The following is a 19,064-nucleotide window of genomic DNA, read 5'->3' as shown; positions in this document are numbered from 1 at the left end:
TAGATAATTATTTGAAATTTTTAATAATTGAATAGAGTTGGCATCCAATTTGCTTATTAAATGGTAGACATTGAATTAGAGGAAAGGGGCTAGTAAATGTCTACATAAAACACTAAAGGGGTGCTTTAATGGGAGCTTTGCAAAAATCACTGAAAACACGGCATATTACAATGATTTCCATTGGAGGGGTAATTGGTACAGGGCTATTCGTTGGTACAGGAAAAAACATTTTAAGTACTGGTCCAGCAGCGGTCGTTTCATATGCAATTGCATGCTTACTCATTGTTTTAATCATGCAAATGGTTGGTGAAATGGCAGCAGGAGAAATTGTTCTAGGGGAAAAGGCTAATGGTTCGGCAGAGTTAGGTTCATTTGCTTCATACGCAGGAAAGTATATTGGTCCATGGGCAGGCTTTACTGTTGGCTGGCTATATTGGGCAAGCTGGGTATTTATTGTGGGGTTAGAGGCGGCACTTATTGGAGGAATGCTGCATAACTGGTTCCCGTTTATACCAATATGGGTTGGGAGTATTGGCATCACATTGTTAATGACCATCATCAATATTTATTCTGTAAAATCATTTGGGGAATTCGAATATTGGCTTTCCTTCGTTAAAGTTTCAGCCATTATTGTATTTTTAGTAGTTGGGCTAGCTATGATTTTAGGCATTTGGCCAAACTATGAAGCAAAGGGGCTAGGAATCTTAACAGAATTCGGTGGATTTGCACCAAATGGTATTGTTCCAATTTTCACTGCTATTGTATTTGTCATTTTCTCAATTTGCGGTGCAGAGGTAGCGGCTATTGCGGCAGCAGAGTCTGAAAATCCAGCGAAAAATATTGTTCGTGCCATTCGCAATGTCGTGTTTCGATTAGGGCTATTTTTTGTAGGCTCAGTAGCTATTATGGTGTTAATCTTACCTTGGAATGATACAAAAATGTTGGCAGCGCCATACGCAAATATTTTAACGATGGCAGGGCTCCCTATTGCTGCTCAAATTATTCAAATCGTCATTTTTATTTCATTAATCTCAGTTTTAAATTCGGCACTTTATACAAGCTCACGTATGTTACTTGAAATGTCACGTCAGGGTGATGCACCGAAAATCTTTTCTCAAATTAAAAATCGGCGGGGAGTACCTGTACCTGCCATTATCGGCAGCACAGTGGTGGCTTATATTTGTGCGATGCTATATTTCATTTCACCTGAAGTTATCTTCTATTTTTTAGGTAACTGTGTTGGTGGATTGATGATTGCGGTTTATATTTTTATTGCTATTTCTCAAATTCGTTTCCGACGTTATTATGACAAGGTTTCAAATGAGCCATTATCGATTAAAATGTGGTTATTCCCATACCTTTCGTATGTCACAATTGGTATTTTAACAGTTGTTTATTTCTGCCAAGCGCTCATTGAATCATTACGCTCTCAATTTTATTTAAGCACAATTGTTTTAATTGTCTCAGTTGTGCTGTTCATGATTATGCGAAAGCTGTCAACAAGGCCAGCAGAACAAATAGAGGAAAAACTAGCCTCAGAGTAGAATAGTATGGTAATGTTCCTAATCGTATTGATAATCGTAGTGATTTAAATAAGCATACAAAAAATTCGCGACCATTCTGCGAGATAGTAAGCCAAGCAATAAAGCGAAGGTCTTCAGCACCTTTAGGCTTGCAAATTACCCGTGGAAAGAGAGCGAATTTTTTGTATGAAGAGTTTATATTTTCTGGTCTGAGAGGAAGTGGTCTATATGTCGATAACAGAACTTCATAAAGATGAACATTTTATTCTTGTCAAAAATGATGAAGTGATTGTAAAAAGTGATATCCAAATAGAGCTTCTTGAAAAAATAATAAAAAAATATAGCAAAGGAACTGAAACATTTGAGGCAGAGGGCTATTTTATTCATGTATTAGAAACTTCACAAGGTGGTTTATTTACTATTAGACCATTAACACAGTTTAGCCATATCGATTTTATGAATCCGCTATCAAACAAAGTATTAAATTCCATATCAGATGGCATTACCATTTGTAATAGCGATGGTAAAATATTATTTCAAAATGATATTGATATCGAAATTGTCGGTATCGATTTAATGGGAAGATATGCAAAAGACGCAATAGCTGAAGGTTTAATGAGTGATTCTATATCCATGAAAGTCATCGAATCAAAAGAAAAAGTAACCATACTGCAAACGTTCATTAATGGAAAATGCTTTTTAGTGACGGGCAAGCCGATATTTGATGAAAATGGTGAGTTGCAATACGTAGTAGCCATTACACGTGATATGACGCAGTTAAAACTATTAGAGACAGAAGTGAAAAAATTAGAGGTTCAGAACGAAAATTTTAAAAACAAGCTACAAGCGTTACATAATAAGGAGGCGACAACAAGTAGTTTAATCGCTGTATCTCCTGCAATGATGGATGTTATAAATCGTGTGATGAGAATTGCAGAGGTGGATTCTACTGTACTAATTGGTGGTGAATCGGGGGTTGGTAAAGAAGAAATTACAAAACTGATTCATGCAAATAGTAGACGTAGTCATAAACAAATATTAACGATTAACTGTAGTGCAATTCCTGAAAATCTATTAGAAACAGAGCTTTTTGGCTATGAGGGAGGAGCATTTACTGGGGCATCTAGAGGAGGTAAAGCTGGATTATTTGAAATTGCGTCAGGAGGGACAGTATTTTTAGATGAAATTGGAGAGATGCCTTTGCTGTTACAGGCAAAATTATTGCGTGTGCTCCAAGAGTCAGAGGTTCAGCGTATTGGTAGTGGGAAGCCTATTTCCATTGATGTCCGCATCATTGCAGCAACCAATCGTAATTTGGCAGAAATGGTGAGACAAGGTAGTTTCCGTGAGGATTTATATTATCGTTTAAATATCATCCCAATTGAAATTCCACCGTTAAGACAACGACGCCAGGATATTATTCCATTAGTTCATCATTTTTTAGCTGTCATTGGAGAGAAATATGGGATTCATCGAACAATTGAATCCTCGGCTATGAAAATATTAGTGTCCTATGATTGGCCGGGAAATATACGTCAGCTTAAAAATATGGTGGAACGAATTTGCTTATTAGCTACACAGCCAGAAATAACAGTATTTACGGTGCAACAGGAATTAGATAGTAATACAACGAATATTCGTAATATCGAAAATGTGGAGCAACTACCAAATTTACAGGAATCAGCTGTTCCAATGGTATTTAGTGGCACATTAAAGGAGCAAGTAGCTGCGTTTGAAAAGCAAATTATTAAACAGGCGTTGTCTAAATATCCAAGTATAAGGCAGGCAGCCAAATCACTTGGCTGTGATCAATCAACATTAGTACGCAAAATACAAAAATTCCAATTAACAAGACATATTTCTTATAAGGAGTAGTGATGTATTATTGCATCAAATTTTTGTTTTTGCATAGTAAATGGTGATAACGCAACAATCTTTTTGGTGTAATGCAAAAACAATGATGAACTGCATCAGTGAAATTCATCAATAAAACAAGGGATAGGAGAGGCATTTTCGATCAAGAGAATGTCTCTTTTGCTTTTTATGCCGAAATTTTTTGATGGAAGGAAATTTTTTAAACAGTTGGCATGAGAGTTGCTATTAAAAAAGTGTAGGAAATTTTAAACGAAAAGAGGTTGGTATTGATGGCAATTCAATTACAGGAAGAGCTAAAAACATTAGATCAAAAGCATTTTTTACATCCAACATCGTCAATTGAGCAACAGCAAACACAAGGACCAGCAGTTATTTTTACAGAAGGAAATGGCATTTACTTAAAAGATGTTGAAGGAAATGTCTATATTGACGGGATGTCCTCTTTATGGAATGTAAATATTGGGCATGGCCGTCAAGAAATTGCAGACGTCGCGAAGGAGCAAATGTCTACATTAGCTTTTAGCTCCTGCTTTGCAACATTTAGCAATGAACCGGCGATTCGTTTAGCAGCGAAAATTGCTTCTTTAGCTCCTGGAGATTTAAACACAGTATTTTTCACTTCAGGTGGGTCAGAGGCAAACGATACAGCGATTAAACTAGCCCGTCATTACTGGTTATTAAAAGGACAGCCAAAGCGTCAAAAAATTATTTCACGTACACACTCCTACCATGGTGTAGCGATGGGTGCTACAAATGCAACAGGTTTACAAGCATTTCGTGATTTTACTAATTCACATGCTCCAGATTTCCACTATGTCTATAGCCAATCGGTACGTAATCTACGTGAAACTATTGAAGCATTAGGTCCTGAGACTGTGGCAGCATTTATTTCTGAGCCTGTACAAGGAGCAGGTGGAGTAAATATTCCACAAAAGGACTACTTTAGAGAAGTGCGAAAAATTTGTGATGAGTACGGTATTTTATTAATCGCAGATGAAGTCATCACAGGATTTGGTCGTACGGGTAAATTTTTTGGGATGGAGCATTACGGTGTAGTGCCAGATATGATGAGCTTCGCAAAAGGCGTTTCGAGTGGTTATGCCCAACTTGGAGGCGTGGTGATATCCGAAAAACTGCATCAAGACTTTTGTGAGCTTTCTAAAGGTACTTTAATGCATGGTTACACTTACAGTGGTCATGCACTTGCTTGTCAAGTCGGCTTGAAAAATATTGAAATCGTTGAGCGTGAAAATCTCGTTGAAAATGCTGCGATCATGGGTGATGCAATGTTAAAGGGATTCCAAGCACTGCAAGAAAAATATAGCTTTATCGGACGTGTACGTACACTGGGATTACTTGGGGCAATTGAATTAGTAAAAAGCCGTGAGACAGGTGAATTGTTTGGGTCTCCACTTAGCCCTATTTTTGTACAGGAAACAATGAAGCGAGGGTTAATCCTTCGAACGGTTACTTATGATCAAGATACAGTTGTTTTTGCTCCTCCTCTTATTCTATCAAAAGTAGAATTGGACGAAATGCTACGTATATTAGACGAAACGTTTGAATATATACGTAAAACTATCGTTGAAATATAAATACAATAATTTTGTGAAGGAGGAGTTATATGACAACGGTTGTTAGAGAAATACGTGAACAATTTAATCCAGCGAGACCAAGTCAATGTATTGGCACAGTGGAGCTTTTGACACTAGATGAAACGAAGGAAGTTGTTAGTGCGGCTCATAATGCATTTGAAGGCTGGAAAAATACATCGTCTGTAGCACGTGGAGAGGTTTTACGACTAACAGCGGATTTACTTGAGAAAAATATGGATCAAGTAGCTGAAATAGCTTCATGTGAAATGGGTAAAACGAAAAGTGAAATGCTCGGTGAAGTGAAAAGAGGGGCTTCTATTTTGCGTTATTTTGCCCAAGAGGGGATGCGTGCTGTAGGTGAGGTGTTACCTTCTGCTAATGAATCAAAAATATTATATACAATGCGTGTGCCACTCGGTGTAGTTGCAGCAATCACCCCTTGGAATTTTCCAGTTGCCATTCCATTGTGGAAGATTGCTCCGGCATTAGTGTATGGCAATACAGTTGTTTGGAAGCCATCCATTGAAACCGCTTTAACCGGAAAATTAATAGGAGAATTATTTCAACAAGCTGGTTTACCAGAAAATGTGTTACATGTAGTCCAAGGACGTGGCTCAAAGGTGGGGCAGATTTTATTGGAGGCTCCTGAAGTAAGGGCGATTACATTTACTGGTTCAAATAGTGTCGGTCAAAGTATTTTAGATACTGCTGGATCAACGAATAAAAAAATTCAACTGGAGCTTGGAGGAAAAAATGCAGCCATCATTTTAGCGGATGCCAATATCAAACAAGCTGCAAAACTAACGATAGAAGGTGCCATGAAACAAACAGGACAGCGTTGTACAGCGACAAGTCGAGTGTATATTGAGGAAGCGGTTTATGAAGAAGTGCTGCAGCAGTTAATAGAAGAGGCTAAAAAAATAGAGGTTGGCGTAACAATGGGCCCTGTATCCTCCAAGGGGCAATATGATTCTATTTTAGCCGCTATTGAAAAGGCACAACTAGATGGAGCTGAGCTTGTAATTGGTGGTGGTCCCACTCAAGGTATGAAAGAGGGGTATTACATCGATCCAACCATTTTTACAAATGTAACACATGATATGGCGATTGCCCGTGAAGAAATATTTGGCCCCGTACTAGCTGTTATAAAGGTTAAGGATTATGAAGAGGCGATTCACTTATCAAATGCTTCCGATTTTGGATTAAGTGCTTCGATCTATACTACTAATATTTCAAAAGCTTTTGATTTTATTAATCGCAGTGAAGTGGGACTTGTACAGGTGAACGATGAAACAGGAGGAGCCGAGCCCCAAGCACCATTTGGAGGAATGAAAAACTCAAGTACCGGTGCCCGTGAGCAGGGGCAGGCGGCGAAGGAATTTTTTACAACCTTCAAAACAATTACAATAGGTACAAAAGTCTAACTCATCTTGAATTTAAATAGTATCCAGCCAAACAATAACACATTCTATATGCCTCAGTGAAATGATCTCGGATTGTTCTCATAGTGACTACTATCTTTTGAGGAAATCTAGCGGCATTCACTTGAGGCATTCACTTCATACAAAGAAGATTTATAATGAAGAATTTTTGTGTATTTCATCAAACCAAATAAACGAAAGAAGGTATAACTATGTCACAAAGTCGTTTAGCAATTGATGTTGGTGGAACGTTTACGGATGTATTTGTTTTTAATGAAGAGACGGGAGACGTATTTGTAACAAAAACATCTTCAACACCTTCAAATCCAGAGCAGGGAATTTTAAATGGAGTAGAAAAAGCGGGATTAAATGGGAAGAATATAAAAATTTTTTCTCATGGCACAACCGTTGGAACAAATGCCTTAATTGAACGAAAGCTTCCGAAAACAGCCCTTATAACGACAAAGGGTTTTAGGGATGTTATTGAAATTCGCCGAGGGACAAAGGAAGATATTTGGGATACGTACAAGGATACTGCTAGACCCTATATTCAGCGGAGAGATCGGTTTGAAGTAGGAGAACGCATAGATTATGAAGGGAACATTCTTCAAGCTATTGATGAAGAGGAAGTTCGGATTTTAGCCAAAAAATTAAAACGTAGAGGTACGCAATCTATTGCTGTTTGCTTCCTCAACGCCTATGTCAATGGAGAGAATGAGCTGAAGGTCAAAAAAATTTTAAAAGAGGAACTACCAGAAGTCTATGTTTGTATCTCAAGTGAGGTGCTTCCTGAAATTTTCGAGCATGAGCGGATGAGCACAACGATTATCAACGCAGTTCTCGGACCAATTATGAGTAAATACATTAGTAAGTTAAGCAATGAGATGCAGAAAAAGGGCTATGAGGAAGAAATTTTAGTGTTACATTCTGGTGGTGGTGTCATGACTTCAAGTACGGTTCCACGTTATGCGGCTAGACTAGCAAGCTCAGGGATAGCAGCTGGTGCTATTGCCAGTAAGCATATCGCAAAGCTGTGTGGATTTGACAATGCAATCGGCTTAGATATGGGTGGTACAAGTACTGATATTTCACTTATGTATAAGGGTGATATTCGCATTACAAAGGATTGGTCAATAGAATATGGTTATCCCATTGGTTTCCCAAGTATTGAAATATTAACAATAGGAGCAGGGGGTGGTAGCCTTGCATGGCAGGATGAAGGGGGATCTTTACGTAATGGACCACAAAGTGCAGGGGCAGCTCCAGGTCCAGCTTGCTATGAACGAGGGGGAACAGAACCAACGAACTCAGATGCAAATTTAGTGTTAGGGCGTCTTGGCGCGGATTTATTGGATGGTACGATGCAATTAAACAAAGAAGCGGCAAAAGAAGCTGTGAATAAAATCGCAAAAGCTTTCAATCAAACGATTGAGGAAGCAGCAAGCGCAATTATAGAAGTTGCAAATGCCAATATGAGCGATGCAGTACGACTAATATCTGTTCGTAGAGGCTATGATCCACGAGATTTTGCACTTGTTGCTTTTGGTGGTGCAGGGCCATTACATGGTGCCTATTTGGCAAAGGATTTAAACATTCCAAAAGTTATTATTCCTACACATCCAGGTGTAGCTGCTGCAATGGGCTGTTTACTTGTCGATGTTCGTCATGATATTTCTAAAACGTATGTGAAGAAACTTGATGAGGTAACTGCTAAAGAACTAACTAAACAATTTGGTGCATTACGTATAGAAGCAACAACATTATTAGAGGAGGAAGGGATAGCAGAAAATACCTCGTCCTTAACGAATTATATAGATCTTCGTTATAAGGGACAATGGCGATCTCTTGCCGTTCTTGTATCAGATGAAATAACTTCTCTAGATGCAATACTAGAAGCATTTCATCAGGAACATGAACGAGAATTTGCATTTTCCGATAAGGATCAAGCTGTTGAAATTTTTGGTCTACGTGTCACGGCGATTGGAACAGTACCAAAGCCAGATTTCCCGCAATATGTTCCTGAGGGCTCTTTAGAAGATGCATTCAAGGAAACTCGCTCTGTTTATTTTGAGGGCAAATATTTTGAAACAAACGTGTACTATCGCGATAAAATACCTGTTTACACACACTTTGCTGGTCCAGCCATCATCGATCAACTTGACACAACGACCGTTATTCCACCTGGTTTTACAGCAGAGGTTGATGCATATAAGAATATCATTATTACGGTGAACTAATACTCGATAAGGAGGAATTGGGCGATGAGTACAACGAATTTAGAGACACATCATAAGGTTCGAAATTTAGATCCAGTAACATTTGAAGTGTTAAAAAACGGTTTTGTGAACTTAGTTGATCAAATGGCTGAACAAATGCTGCGTACATGCTATTCATTCGTTATTTATAATCGAGATTTCAGCTGTGCATTATGTGATGCGCAGGGAAATACAGTGATGCAAGGAACGCAAGATATTTCAGTACATGTCGGGACATTACATTTAACCGCAAAAGCTGTATTAGAGGATTTCGTAGATGATATTCATCCTGGTGATGTATTTCTAGTGAATGATCCTTATCGTGGTGGCACACATTTTAGCGATGTCCGTGTTATTTTACCAGTATTCCATGAAGAAAAATTAATTGCTCTTATGCAAACGAATGGACACTGGGCAGATGTCGGTGGCTCTAATCCAGGTTCCTTTGATATTACTGCCAAGGAGCATTACGGAGAAGGATTGCGTATTCCGCCTGTACGCATTTATAGTAAAGGTCAATATTTATCAGATGTTGTGAAAATTATTGTTATGAATATGCGGATACCAGAAGAACGGATAGGAGATTTACGTTCTCAGGTAGAAGCAGCAAAAGTTGGAGAGAAGCAGCTCAAGGAAATGATTGGAAGGTATGGCGTAGATACAGTACTAGTAGCCTTTGAAGAGGTGCAAAATTATGTAGAACGATTAATGAGAGCGAAAATTAAAGCTCTACCCAAAGGTCAATGGGAAACGGTGGACTATATCGATATGGACCCACAAGTAGGAGATGGACTTATCCCAATCCATGTAAAAATGACCATTACAGAGAAAGAAATAGCGTATGATTTAAGTAATTCTCATCCTTATATTAGCTGCTTTTTAAATGCGGGGTTTGGCTCAGCCCTTTCTGGCACTTATGCAGGCACTAAAACATTCTTCCCAGATATCCCACTAAATTCAGGATTCTATCGAGTTGTCAAAATTTATCTTCCTGAGAACTCTGTCGTCAATGCTCCTAGCCCAGTTGCTGTCTCTGGCTATTGTTCCGGGGCGTTTGAAAAAATTATGAATGCTTGCTTCGAGTTATGGTCAAACATTATGCCTGAACGAGCTATTGCATGTTCATTTAATTTAGAATATTTATTAATCGGTGGGTATGATCAGCGTCAGGGTAGTAGTGAGTATTTTATGTGGTATGACTGGATGGCTGGTGGACATGGGGGGCGTATTGATCGTGATGGTGCAAATACAACCTCGCCAGTGTTTGGAGTAGGGCTAAGCGTGCAGCCATGTGAGGGGCAAGAGCGATTGTCACCAGTGATTACAACAAAGCATGAAATAATAATAGATTCTGCAGGCCCAGGCAAATACCGTGGTGGTTGTGGTGTCGAGAAGGGAGGCATTTTAACAAATGTCAACCATACAGTGATGTCGTATTGCTGTGATCGTTCACGCTCCATCACATGGGGAATTATGGGTGGCTTACCTTCTATCGCACAGGGAGCTATTTTAAACCCAGGTAAAAAGGATGAGTCATTTTTAGGTACAATTTTCTCAAATATCGAAGTGAAAGAAGGGGATTCCTTTACTCGTCCCTCAGCAGGAGGAGGGGGCTTAGGAGACCCGTTAGCACGAGATGTAAATGCTGTATTAGAGGATGTTATTGATGAATATGTTTCAATTGAGCGTGCTAAGCTTGATTATGGTGTTGTGATCCATGAAATCGATCGTGATATCGATGCATTTGAAGTAGATATAGCAGCCACATTAAAAGAAAGGGATTATATTCGCCGAAATCGTCATAGATGGCTGGAGACAGATCCTATAAAAGTGGAGCAACTGTATAATAACGGAGAAATTAATCAGATGGATGTTGTCCGAAAATATGGTGTAGTTATGGATTATCAAATAAATAAAGCATTACCAATCTCAACAGAGCAATATCGAGAATCGATGAAGAAACGTTCTTTAGCCTTTTGGTAAGCATAGATAAATATAGAGAGTAGTTTACGCTACTCTCTAATGCATTTCGTATGAATATACAAGTAATTTTATTTAAAACGATTTAATCTAAAAAGTGATAAATCCTGCTTGCTTTCTCCATTTAGTGTTAACTCAGTGAGTACCTCACCAACTGCACTGCTGAATTTAAAGCCATGCCCAGAAAAGCCTGCTGCAACGATAATGTTTTGATGCTCAGGTAAAAAGTCGATTATGAAGTCTTCATCTGGTGTCATGGAATACTTGCATGTTTTTCCATATTTTAATGCCCCATGCTGTGGCATAAATTGCTGAATAAAGTTAAGTAAATCAATGGAATCCTGTTCGTTAAATGGACGAAGCGGATTATTTGGGTTGATTGCCTCGCCACCATCATGACGACCAAGTTTTAGTCCTGCACCATCAATATTTGGAAATCCATAGTACGTGGAATCTGCCAATTCAAAACAATAGGCTGGAAATACATCTTTACCATAGAGCTGTTCATCCGCTTCAAACCATGCAAAGGTTTTTCGAGTAGGTGTAACAGGTATAGCAATGTCCATTGTTTGTAATAGCTCCGTGATCCAAGCACCAGCAGTGACAATTAACTGCTTCGCCTCGTAAATATTATTTTCGGTTTGTACCTTTATAATACTTCCGGCTTGAATGGACTGAACTTTTTCATTTGTATGTAATGTTGCTCCTGCCTCCACTGCTAATTTTTTATAGGCACGAATACAGGCTTCTACACGAAGAACTCCAGCTGTGGGCTCAAAGCAAGTAACAAAGTTTTCAGGGACAAATAATCCTGGCCATTTTTTCATAGCTGTATCGGCCGAATATTGTTCTAATGCTAAGTCGTAAAGCTCGGCACTAGCTTTTACATTTTTAATAAAAGAATGTGTTGGCTCTCCAACATTCACAACACCTGTTTGTAGAAATAAGGATTCATTTGATAACGCTTCTAATTCCCTCCATAATTCACCTGCTCTTTTAACAAAAGGTACATAACTAGCCCCCTCGCCATAGGCAAAGCGAATAATTCTTGTTTCTCCATGATGACTGCCTTCTTCATGTGGAGGATCAAAGGCATCGAGCATCAGAACATTTTTTCCTGCCTTTGCTAAATAATAGCCCGTTGCCATACCCATCGAGCCAGCCCCAACAATTATCACATCATATATCATATAATCCCTACTTTTTTGCTCTAGTATAACAAAAGAATAGACGAGGAGACAGAAATTTTTGAAAATACTTTGTAATAGGAAATATTAGGTTAATGGGAAAGAGGCAAATAGCGCTCCTAATATAAAAGAGGGGCGCTATTTGTTGGTATTTTGATTGAAAAATTCCTATATTGGGATAATTTCTGTTCCTACTAAGTGCTTCATGTGGATTCGTTCTAGTTGATACAATCGCTTCAATCATTGCACATATAATTTCCTTATTTTATGGGAGATGATATATTTGTTCACAACATTTAAAATAAATTTAGTTGTTGTGATTGTTCAATAAATCGGTTTCCTACAAAATCAACCGCCCATTCAGCGATTGGTGTGGCAACTGCCTTCGCAAGTAAAACAGGCACGGCATTACCGATTTGTTTGTACTGTTTATCGAGGCGATTATTAGCGGAAACATTCATATTTCTACCGTCGCTAAATGTATACCAATCAGGAAATGTTTGAATACGTGCAATTTCAAGGACAGACAAACGGCGATGTTGCTCCTCGCCATCTGGAAAAATCCATTTATCCTTACCAACCTTCTCCATTGGCAAACCACTAGGATGTAACGGAGCCTGTCTACCCGATGCCTGAATTGTAAAACTCTGTTCATTCCAATCTTTTTTACGATTACGTGACATGTAAATACTGGAGTAAGAGCCTGTGAAATAAGGTCCTGGATTTTCCTCTAAATCACCGATTGTCTGCTGTAACGTCGTAAATGGTAGTAATCCTCTACCATGAGTAGCCTTTGGATAATGATATTTAAAGCCAAGTCCTTTTTTGACACCTACAATAAAAACACGCTCACGGAGCTGTGGCACACCATAATCGCGAGCATTCAATAGTTTGTATTGCACATCATAACCACTGGCCGCAAAATCCTCAGTAATTTGCTTAATGACCTCACCCTTTCCGAGTGTCATCATCCCTTTTACATTTTCAGCAACAAAAATATCCGGTTTAGCCTGTGTAATGCAGCGAATAAAGTGAATATATAAAAAGTTGCGCTCATCATCTACTAAGCGTGGACCTGCCTCACTGAAGCCAGGGCATGGGAAGCCGCCTATGACAAGATCCGCCTTCGGAAAATTACGCACCCTACGAATATCAATACCGTGCTGAAATACAGGCTTGGGGAAATTTGCTCGATATGATTCATTCGCTTCTTTAAATAAATCATTTGTATAAATTGTATGAAAAATACTTTGCCCACGTATGTTGTCGTAAGCTTTCTTTGAATGTAATGCCTTAAGTGCCGCTTCTTCTCCGATAACCGCTGCGAGACCCGCTAGTTCAAAGCCTAGGTCCAATCCACCGCAACCAGAGAATAAGCTAATTGTGTTGATTTTATTTGGTATATATTGAATAGAAGACAAATAATCTGAGTCAATGTTTGCATGTAACATTTTACTGTTTTCTTCGATTATTTTTTCATGTAGCACACGCTTCACATCATCAATACTATAGTCGGGAGCGGGTTTAAATTTCCCTCGTCCTTTTTGTTCTACTTTGATGCTCATCATTATTCCCTCCTAGATTGCTTGTATTATTATATCAAACACTGTAATAAAAGGCCAGTATGATGTTTTCAAAAAATAAAATAGGTTAGAATGGAAATAAGAGGTGATAGTAGATGGCAAAGTCGAGTGAGCGTGGAAAAGCACATGTTTTAAAAGTTTATGAATCTTTACTGAATCATAAAGATTACCCAACTGCTAATTATATTAAACAGCTTTACCCTAATATCAAATCTATTATGAATAAATATCAAACAAATCACCCTGATCAACATCCAGATTTACTGCTCACGTTGCAAAATGAGGATGTAATTAAAATAAATCTTTTTACTATAAAAGGAGCAACATCTATTCAGCCGAAAAATATAGGTGCTAAAAGCTTTTTATCTAAATATTTTAACAGTGAAGCTTTACAGAAAATGTTTAATGTAGATTTAGAACATGAACTTAAAGCATTTTATCGAGAAATTGTAAGTCAAAAAGGACAAATAAACGAATATGATACGATAACAATATTAAGAAGTAAGGTGAAGCATTATTTCCCTAAATTTACGGATGAAATCAATCCTCTTCGTCGAGTGTTTTTGGCGCAATTAAGAGATATTGCATTTTATTTGCTGAAAGAAGCCTACAATGCAAAAAAGGGTTTGCTAGAAGAAACCTTTCAAATACTAATGATGATAGACAGTATTAATATTGTTTCTAGGTACAACGAAGAACGAATTTATAAGGTAGAACAATGGCAAACCCAAATTGATTTTTCTAAACCATTGTATATTTATAAAAAGGGAAATGATACAGTAGGATTACGTATTGGTGAACATGCGCTAACATTACGTTTTAAATTTGAAAGTAGTCCATCTACTTCTATTAAAATAGCAACGAGTTTTGAATACTTCCCAGAAAATGCAAAGGTGCAGAATGAAAATTTACAAAGTATCGAAGCATTTGAGAAAAAGATTGAGCAACATGTCAAAACCAGTACGAGTAATAGCAGCAATGCGATTGGGAAATGTAATGAAGCGATAGTCTATTACAGATTATTAAAAACAAATCCATTGCTTCAGCAAGTGGAGGAATCTGCTTACCAAGAAATTTTGACTTCTTACAGTTCAATTGTTGATCATGATATACTACTACAAATTGTAGAATCGTCAATTGTCACTAAAGAAAAAATAGAGGAATATTTAGTGAATAAGTATGGAGAATATCGACTTCAAAGTATTCAGCTAGTTCCAGAAAGCTATATAAAGGATAGACTTGATACAACAGATTTAAAAATAATATTATTAGCTAACGGAAAATATATCGAAGAAGGTTTATCACTAAAAGCCATTGCAAACAAAAGTGCTAAGATAACAGTAAAAAATCCAGGAGCTGGACAAATTTTAGGACCGCTATATTTCGATGTCGGCTCATTAGTTCCACTGTTAGATAAATTGAAGAAGCAATTTGATCTTGGAGAAAAGAACCATCGCCAATGCTTGGAAGAGATATCTGTTGAATTTGGGCAAGCAGTGGGGAATGCTGAATTAAACAAGCTACAAAAAGGTTTAGTAGCTATTCTAGGTAATGCAACTAAGGTAATTACAATGTATAAGCAAAACGATTGCCACATTTTAGAACACAGCAAAGCCATAGGTCATGTAATGATCAATCAACAAACACCATCTACTATTCAAACGACCTTTATTTGTAATGAGGGTGAACTAAATTTAAGTTTAAGAGTGAAGTTTAGCGCAGGAAAGAGTAAGGGATGGTCTTCGGTTAAATTTGTTGGGGAGATGGGGATTTAGTCTATTTTGGTAGTATATAAATAATTAAAGAAGTTAAGGAATTTGTTTTCGTCGCAGAGTAAAGTTAAAAGCGAGACAGACAAATCCTCCACGGAGCAAAATGGTTCGATACTTACTCACAGGAAGTGAGTAACAATTAATTAATTTTTAAAAATCGGATTCCTTTTTGTTAAGGAATCGATTTTTTAAGATGAAAATTGATTGGAATTTTAAAATAACCTCATTTGTTTAGAAAAAGTTTCATTAATTGATTTATTTTCCAACAATTTATACCCTAACGAACGATAGCCTTTTAATCTTTTTTCAAACATTACTTTGAACATTTGCTCTTGATAATCTACGTAATCATAGACCTTTACTTTTAACTTTGAATCATGCTGACGATGTAGTCTTCCTACATATTGTTGCAATGTACCTTTCCATGAAAAAGGCATAACTAAAAATAAGGAATCTAGTCGAGCATAATCAAAACCCTCCCCTATATATTTCCCTGTTGCAATAATCAACCTTTCTTCATTTTCAGCAAGCGCATCTAATATTTTAAGCAGTGGTTGATTGGAGTGTAGACTGAGTGACTTCTCGGGGATTCAGCGTCACAGATGAGACCCTAGAGCGAGCAGATTAGGGGAACGAAGGCTAAAATCGTCACGTCCTGTGACAACGCCTTCGTGACCAACCTCCTGCTGCTGTCGCTTCGCTTTCGCGCAAAAAACATCTGTTGCCCCGCGGCTCATCGGACGCCCCCAGGAAAGCACTCAGTCGGAACGGAGATCAACACCTCGTTTTGAAAAAGGGCTATACTTTTAACTTTGTCACCTTGATGTCATTGACATAATAGTATTTCAACAACATGAATGCACAATCTCCTAAGGAATAGGAGTATTGTGCATTTGAGTTTATTTCACATCCGGTAATAATTAATTCATCAAGATGGCTACTATAGCAGCAGATGCGATTGATGAACGGAATAAGTATTGAATGGTAGTTGGCAATGAATAAAGGAAATCATCAGGTAGTAACATTAATGCTAATGTTAAAATTACAGGAACAGCAATTACATGCATTTCTTTTTCACCAATGCTTTCATTTTTTATTGTTTTGGTTTATCAGGGAAACCAAGCACCAGTGGCAATAAATACTCAGCGACTTGCTATACCTGTAATGGAAATAACACCTGAATTCGTTGACTACCCAGTAAAAGGAGTTGAACCAAGCAATGAAGCAATCAATGGCATAAGGTTTGCATTTAGAAAAATAAGCAAAACAAGGCTTTTGGAAATACTTGCAGAATAATCAATAGAAGAGACAGCTCAAAGAGGAGGATTTATATGTTGGTTAAAGGGTATAATTTAAAATTATCGATATTTTATTGGCTATTGTTCATACCAATTTTTTTAGGAATAAGCTATCAAGCATTATTTTTTGAGTGGCAAATACAAAAGTATTATTTTAATGAGCTTGAAGATTTTGGTCGTTACGTCTTTGTGTTAGCAATTAGTTTTATAGAAGCATTTATCTATGTATTAATCATTCGATTTATTGTATTTTTGTTTCAGAAACAGCTTCATCTAAAAAAAGTGAATCGTATTTGAGAATAAAATCTCAAATACGATTAATAGAATCATTAATAATATCCATAAACGTATGAAAGGCCGAAGAGATATTTTGTTCGTTTTTTCGTGTACAAAGATAGATGGGTCTTTGAATATCCATATCCTTTATAAAGACTCTGGCTATTTGCTGTCTTTGAATAAAGCTTGAAGCTGCTATGGACGGAGCTAGCATCGTACCGTAGCCTGCTGCTATGGCATGGATCGATTCATTAATGCCATCGAGTTGCAGACCTACTCTTGGTGGCGGAATTTTATGAACCTTACATAATGCATTTAAAAATTCCTTTGTCGAGCTACCGTCTTCTCTAGAAACAAATGGCTGCTGCATTAGTTCTGCTAATGTCACAGTTTGATTTGCCATTGGGTGACCATAAGGCACGATAAACCAATAATCCAAATTTATGAGAAATTGATAATTAATATCTGGATGATGGCCATCCTCTTTTACGATAAAGGCTAAATCCGCTTTATAGTGAAGCAATTCTTCAATAACCTGTTGGGAGTTAGCAGTTTTTATATGGATATAAGAGTTCGGGAAAGCTTGTTTATATTTAGCTAGCCATTTCGGTAATAAAAAATGCGATGGAACATGTGTAGAAGCAATTTGCAATTCCTCATTCCCAGTATTTTTTAATTGCTCTAACTTATTTTCAATATCCATTTCTAAATCAAATAGCCGCTGTGCCTGTTTAAATAAAAATTCTCCATTTTGTGTTAACGTTATTCCTCTTCCTTTAGATTCCAACAAAGTTAATTCCAAATCTCTTTCTAAATTCCTAATTTGTATAGTAACGGCAGGCTGGCTAATCATTAGTGCTTGTGCTGCTTTAGAAACACTTTTGAGCTCGGCTACTTTTGTGAAGAGTCTAAGAGCATGTAAATTCATGAAATTTCTCCTTATATAAAAATTATTTATCCTTTTATATAAATTATATATTAGATTTATTAATTTTCACTCTGTATCCTTTAATTACTATAAAGTTTTAGGGGAGGGGACGAGATGAATCGACAGCACATCGGAATTTTATTTGGAGGAGTACTGTTGCTCGTAGTGGCAATGGGCATTAGCCGATTTGCCTTTACACCAATTTTGCCATTTATGCGTCATGATGTCGGATTTTCTTTTGAAGTTGCAGGTTTTTTGGCATCAAGTAATTATATTGGCTATTTTATTGGAGCATTATGGGCAGGATTTATACATCGCAATAGAAAGAACTTTTTATTATTAAGTGTTGTCTTAAATGTCCTTTCTGTTGTTCTTATGGGAATCATTGGAATATACAGTGTGTGGCTTGTACTTCGTTTGATTGCAGGCATTACAGGGGGACTTATTTTTGTTTTAACATCAAGCATTATTATGGATTACTTAGCAAAGCGCTCACTATCACGTTGGTCAGGCTATTTATTTAGCGGAATTGGCTTAGGAATTGCTATCTCAGGTTTATTCGTACCAGTTCTTGAGGAACAATTTGCATGGCAGGGTACATGGATAGGTTTAGGGATTTTATCAGCATTGTTCTTAGGCATTACGTATATTCTTTGGAGAGGATTAGATGTACAAGATAGCAAGAAGGCTGCAAAATCCTCCGATGCAAAAATGACAAAGGGTTTTATGCCGTGGTTAATAATGTCATATGGCTTAGAGGGCTTAGGTTATATCATCACAGGTACATTTTTAGTTGATATTATTCATAATATTCCTTCACTCCAAGCGTATTCTTCCTATAGTTGGGTTATCGTTGGGGTAGCAGCCATACCTTCAGCACCAGTTTGGACCGTGTTATTAGAAAAGTTTTCTGCAATAAAAATCCTGTTTGTGGCTTACATATTACAAGTGTTGGGTATCCTGCTACCAGTATTTTCACAAACTGTTTGGAGCGTATTATTATCTTCGTTTTTATTTGGCTTAACATTTGTAGGGATTGTGACGCTGACAACTTCCTATGCACGTCAGCTTTTCCCAACTCAAAGCGGTCCTGTTGTATCTTTATTAACAACATTCTATGCATTTGGACAAATTATTGGACCAATTATTGCGGGGCAACTTGTAGAAGTTTATAGCAGCTATAAAGCAGCACTTGTATTTGCTGGTGGCATAGTATTTCTTGCCCTGCTCGTTATGTTGTGTGGGCGATTGTTAACAATGAAGCAGCAGGCTGCATTAGAAAATATATTGACCATTAAAACACAATCGAATTCCTAAAAAAAGCCTGAAATTCCAAGTGAATTTCAGGCTTGAATATTTTACTTATAGAAG

At 37.4% G+C, this 19,064-nt stretch carries 16 protein-coding genes; 10 read left to right on the top strand and 6 right to left on the bottom strand.

All coding sequences use genetic code 11. The annotated features are described in order from the left end of the window. Nucleotides 1-128 precede the first annotated feature (128 nt). The 6 genes from AC3WOM_RS15655 (at nucleotide 129) to AC3WOM_RS15630 (ending at nucleotide 10,652) form a co-directional block, all read left to right on the top strand. Entirely contained in the window at nucleotides 129-1,544 is a 1,416-nt protein-coding gene (locus AC3WOM_RS15655) for an amino acid permease (protein WP_427544099.1), read from the top strand. Between the two features lie 207 nt (nucleotides 1,545-1,751). Next, entirely contained in the window at nucleotides 1,752-3,398 is a 1,647-nt protein-coding gene (locus AC3WOM_RS15650; RefSeq protein ID WP_492447512.1) for a sigma-54 interaction domain-containing protein, read from the top strand. 269 nt (nucleotides 3,399-3,667) lie between these two features. Continuing rightward, nucleotides 3,668-4,993, top strand: coding sequence for an aminotransferase family protein (locus AC3WOM_RS15645; protein WP_492447511.1), 1,326 nt, complete (start codon nucleotides 3,668-3,670; stop codon nucleotides 4,991-4,993). Between the two features lie 29 nt (nucleotides 4,994-5,022). Then, nucleotides 5,023-6,417 carry an aldehyde dehydrogenase family protein gene (locus tag AC3WOM_RS15640; protein ID WP_492447510.1) on the top strand — a complete coding sequence of 465 codons (1,395 nt, stop codon included), beginning with the start codon at nucleotides 5,023-5,025 and terminating at the stop codon, nucleotides 6,415-6,417. 209 nt (nucleotides 6,418-6,626) lie between these two features. Continuing rightward, nucleotides 6,627-8,651, top strand: a complete 2,025-nt coding sequence (locus AC3WOM_RS15635) for a hydantoinase/oxoprolinase family protein (RefSeq protein WP_492447509.1) — start codon at nucleotides 6,627-6,629, stop codon at nucleotides 8,649-8,651. A 24-nt stretch (nucleotides 8,652-8,675) separates the two neighbouring features. Then, nucleotides 8,676-10,652 (top strand): hydantoinase B/oxoprolinase family protein, encoded by a 1,977-nt coding sequence (locus AC3WOM_RS15630; RefSeq protein WP_492447508.1) that lies wholly within the window; start codon nucleotides 8,676-8,678, stop codon nucleotides 10,650-10,652. Between the two features lie 68 nt (nucleotides 10,653-10,720). Here the strand turns inward: AC3WOM_RS15630 and solA are convergent, their stop codons facing one another. Both solA and AC3WOM_RS15620 read right to left on the bottom strand, forming a co-directional pair. Beyond that, nucleotides 10,721-11,839: an N-methyl-L-tryptophan oxidase gene (solA, locus tag AC3WOM_RS15625; RefSeq protein WP_492447507.1), complete on the bottom strand. Its 1,119-nt coding sequence runs from the start codon at nucleotides 11,837-11,839 to the stop codon at nucleotides 10,721-10,723. A gap of 293 nt (nucleotides 11,840-12,132) precedes the next feature. Next, complete coding sequence (locus AC3WOM_RS15620; protein ID WP_427544079.1) at nucleotides 12,133-13,401, bottom strand: DNA cytosine methyltransferase; 1,269 nt, start codon at nucleotides 13,399-13,401, stop codon at nucleotides 12,133-12,135. 113 nt (nucleotides 13,402-13,514) lie between these two features. On the opposite strand from AC3WOM_RS15620, the gene AC3WOM_RS15615 reads away from it, so the two are divergent. Then, complete coding sequence (locus AC3WOM_RS15615; RefSeq protein ID WP_492447506.1) at nucleotides 13,515-15,194, top strand: hypothetical protein; 1,680 nt, start codon at nucleotides 13,515-13,517, stop codon at nucleotides 15,192-15,194. Between the two features lie 209 nt (nucleotides 15,195-15,403). Here the strand turns inward: AC3WOM_RS15615 and AC3WOM_RS15610 are convergent, their stop codons facing one another. The 3 genes from AC3WOM_RS15610 to AC3WOM_RS15600 form a co-directional block, all read right to left on the bottom strand. Then, nucleotides 15,404-15,700: a hypothetical protein gene (locus AC3WOM_RS15610; RefSeq protein ID WP_492447505.1), complete on the bottom strand. Its 297-nt coding sequence runs from the start codon at nucleotides 15,698-15,700 to the stop codon at nucleotides 15,404-15,406. 87 nt (nucleotides 15,701-15,787) lie between these two features. Continuing rightward, nucleotides 15,788-15,928 (bottom strand): hypothetical protein, encoded by a 141-nt coding sequence (locus AC3WOM_RS15605; protein ID WP_492447504.1) that lies wholly within the window; start codon nucleotides 15,926-15,928, stop codon nucleotides 15,788-15,790. Between the two features lie 183 nt (nucleotides 15,929-16,111). Beyond that, nucleotides 16,112-16,258, bottom strand: a complete 147-nt coding sequence (locus AC3WOM_RS15600) for a hypothetical protein (protein ID WP_492447503.1) — start codon at nucleotides 16,256-16,258, stop codon at nucleotides 16,112-16,114. Nucleotides 16,259-16,319: 61 nt separating this feature from the next. Here AC3WOM_RS15600 and AC3WOM_RS15595 point away from each other — a divergent pair, with 61 nt between their 5' ends. Then, nucleotides 16,320-16,487 (top strand): hypothetical protein, encoded by a 168-nt coding sequence (locus AC3WOM_RS15595; protein ID WP_492447501.1) that lies wholly within the window; start codon nucleotides 16,320-16,322, stop codon nucleotides 16,485-16,487. A 35-nt stretch (nucleotides 16,488-16,522) separates the two neighbouring features. After that, a complete protein-coding gene (locus AC3WOM_RS15590; protein ID WP_492447500.1) occupies nucleotides 16,523-16,786 on the top strand; it encodes a hypothetical protein in 264 nt (87 codons plus the stop codon). A gap of 10 nt (nucleotides 16,787-16,796) precedes the next feature. Here the strand turns inward: AC3WOM_RS15590 and AC3WOM_RS15585 are convergent, their stop codons facing one another. Beyond that, nucleotides 16,797-17,693, bottom strand: a complete 897-nt coding sequence (locus tag AC3WOM_RS15585; protein ID WP_492447499.1) for a LysR family transcriptional regulator — start codon at nucleotides 17,691-17,693, stop codon at nucleotides 16,797-16,799. Between the two features lie 114 nt (nucleotides 17,694-17,807). Between AC3WOM_RS15585 and AC3WOM_RS15580 the strand changes: the two genes are divergently transcribed. Further along, nucleotides 17,808-19,010, top strand: a complete 1,203-nt coding sequence (locus AC3WOM_RS15580) for a YbfB/YjiJ family MFS transporter (protein WP_427544058.1) — start codon at nucleotides 17,808-17,810, stop codon at nucleotides 19,008-19,010. Nucleotides 19,011-19,064: the final 54 nt, after the last annotated feature.

The sequence above is a fragment of the Lysinibacillus sp. FW301-JW8 genome (assembly GCF_058788755.1).
Note: the sequence above shows the minus strand (reverse complement) of the source record. Positions and strands in the feature narration are given on the sequence as shown.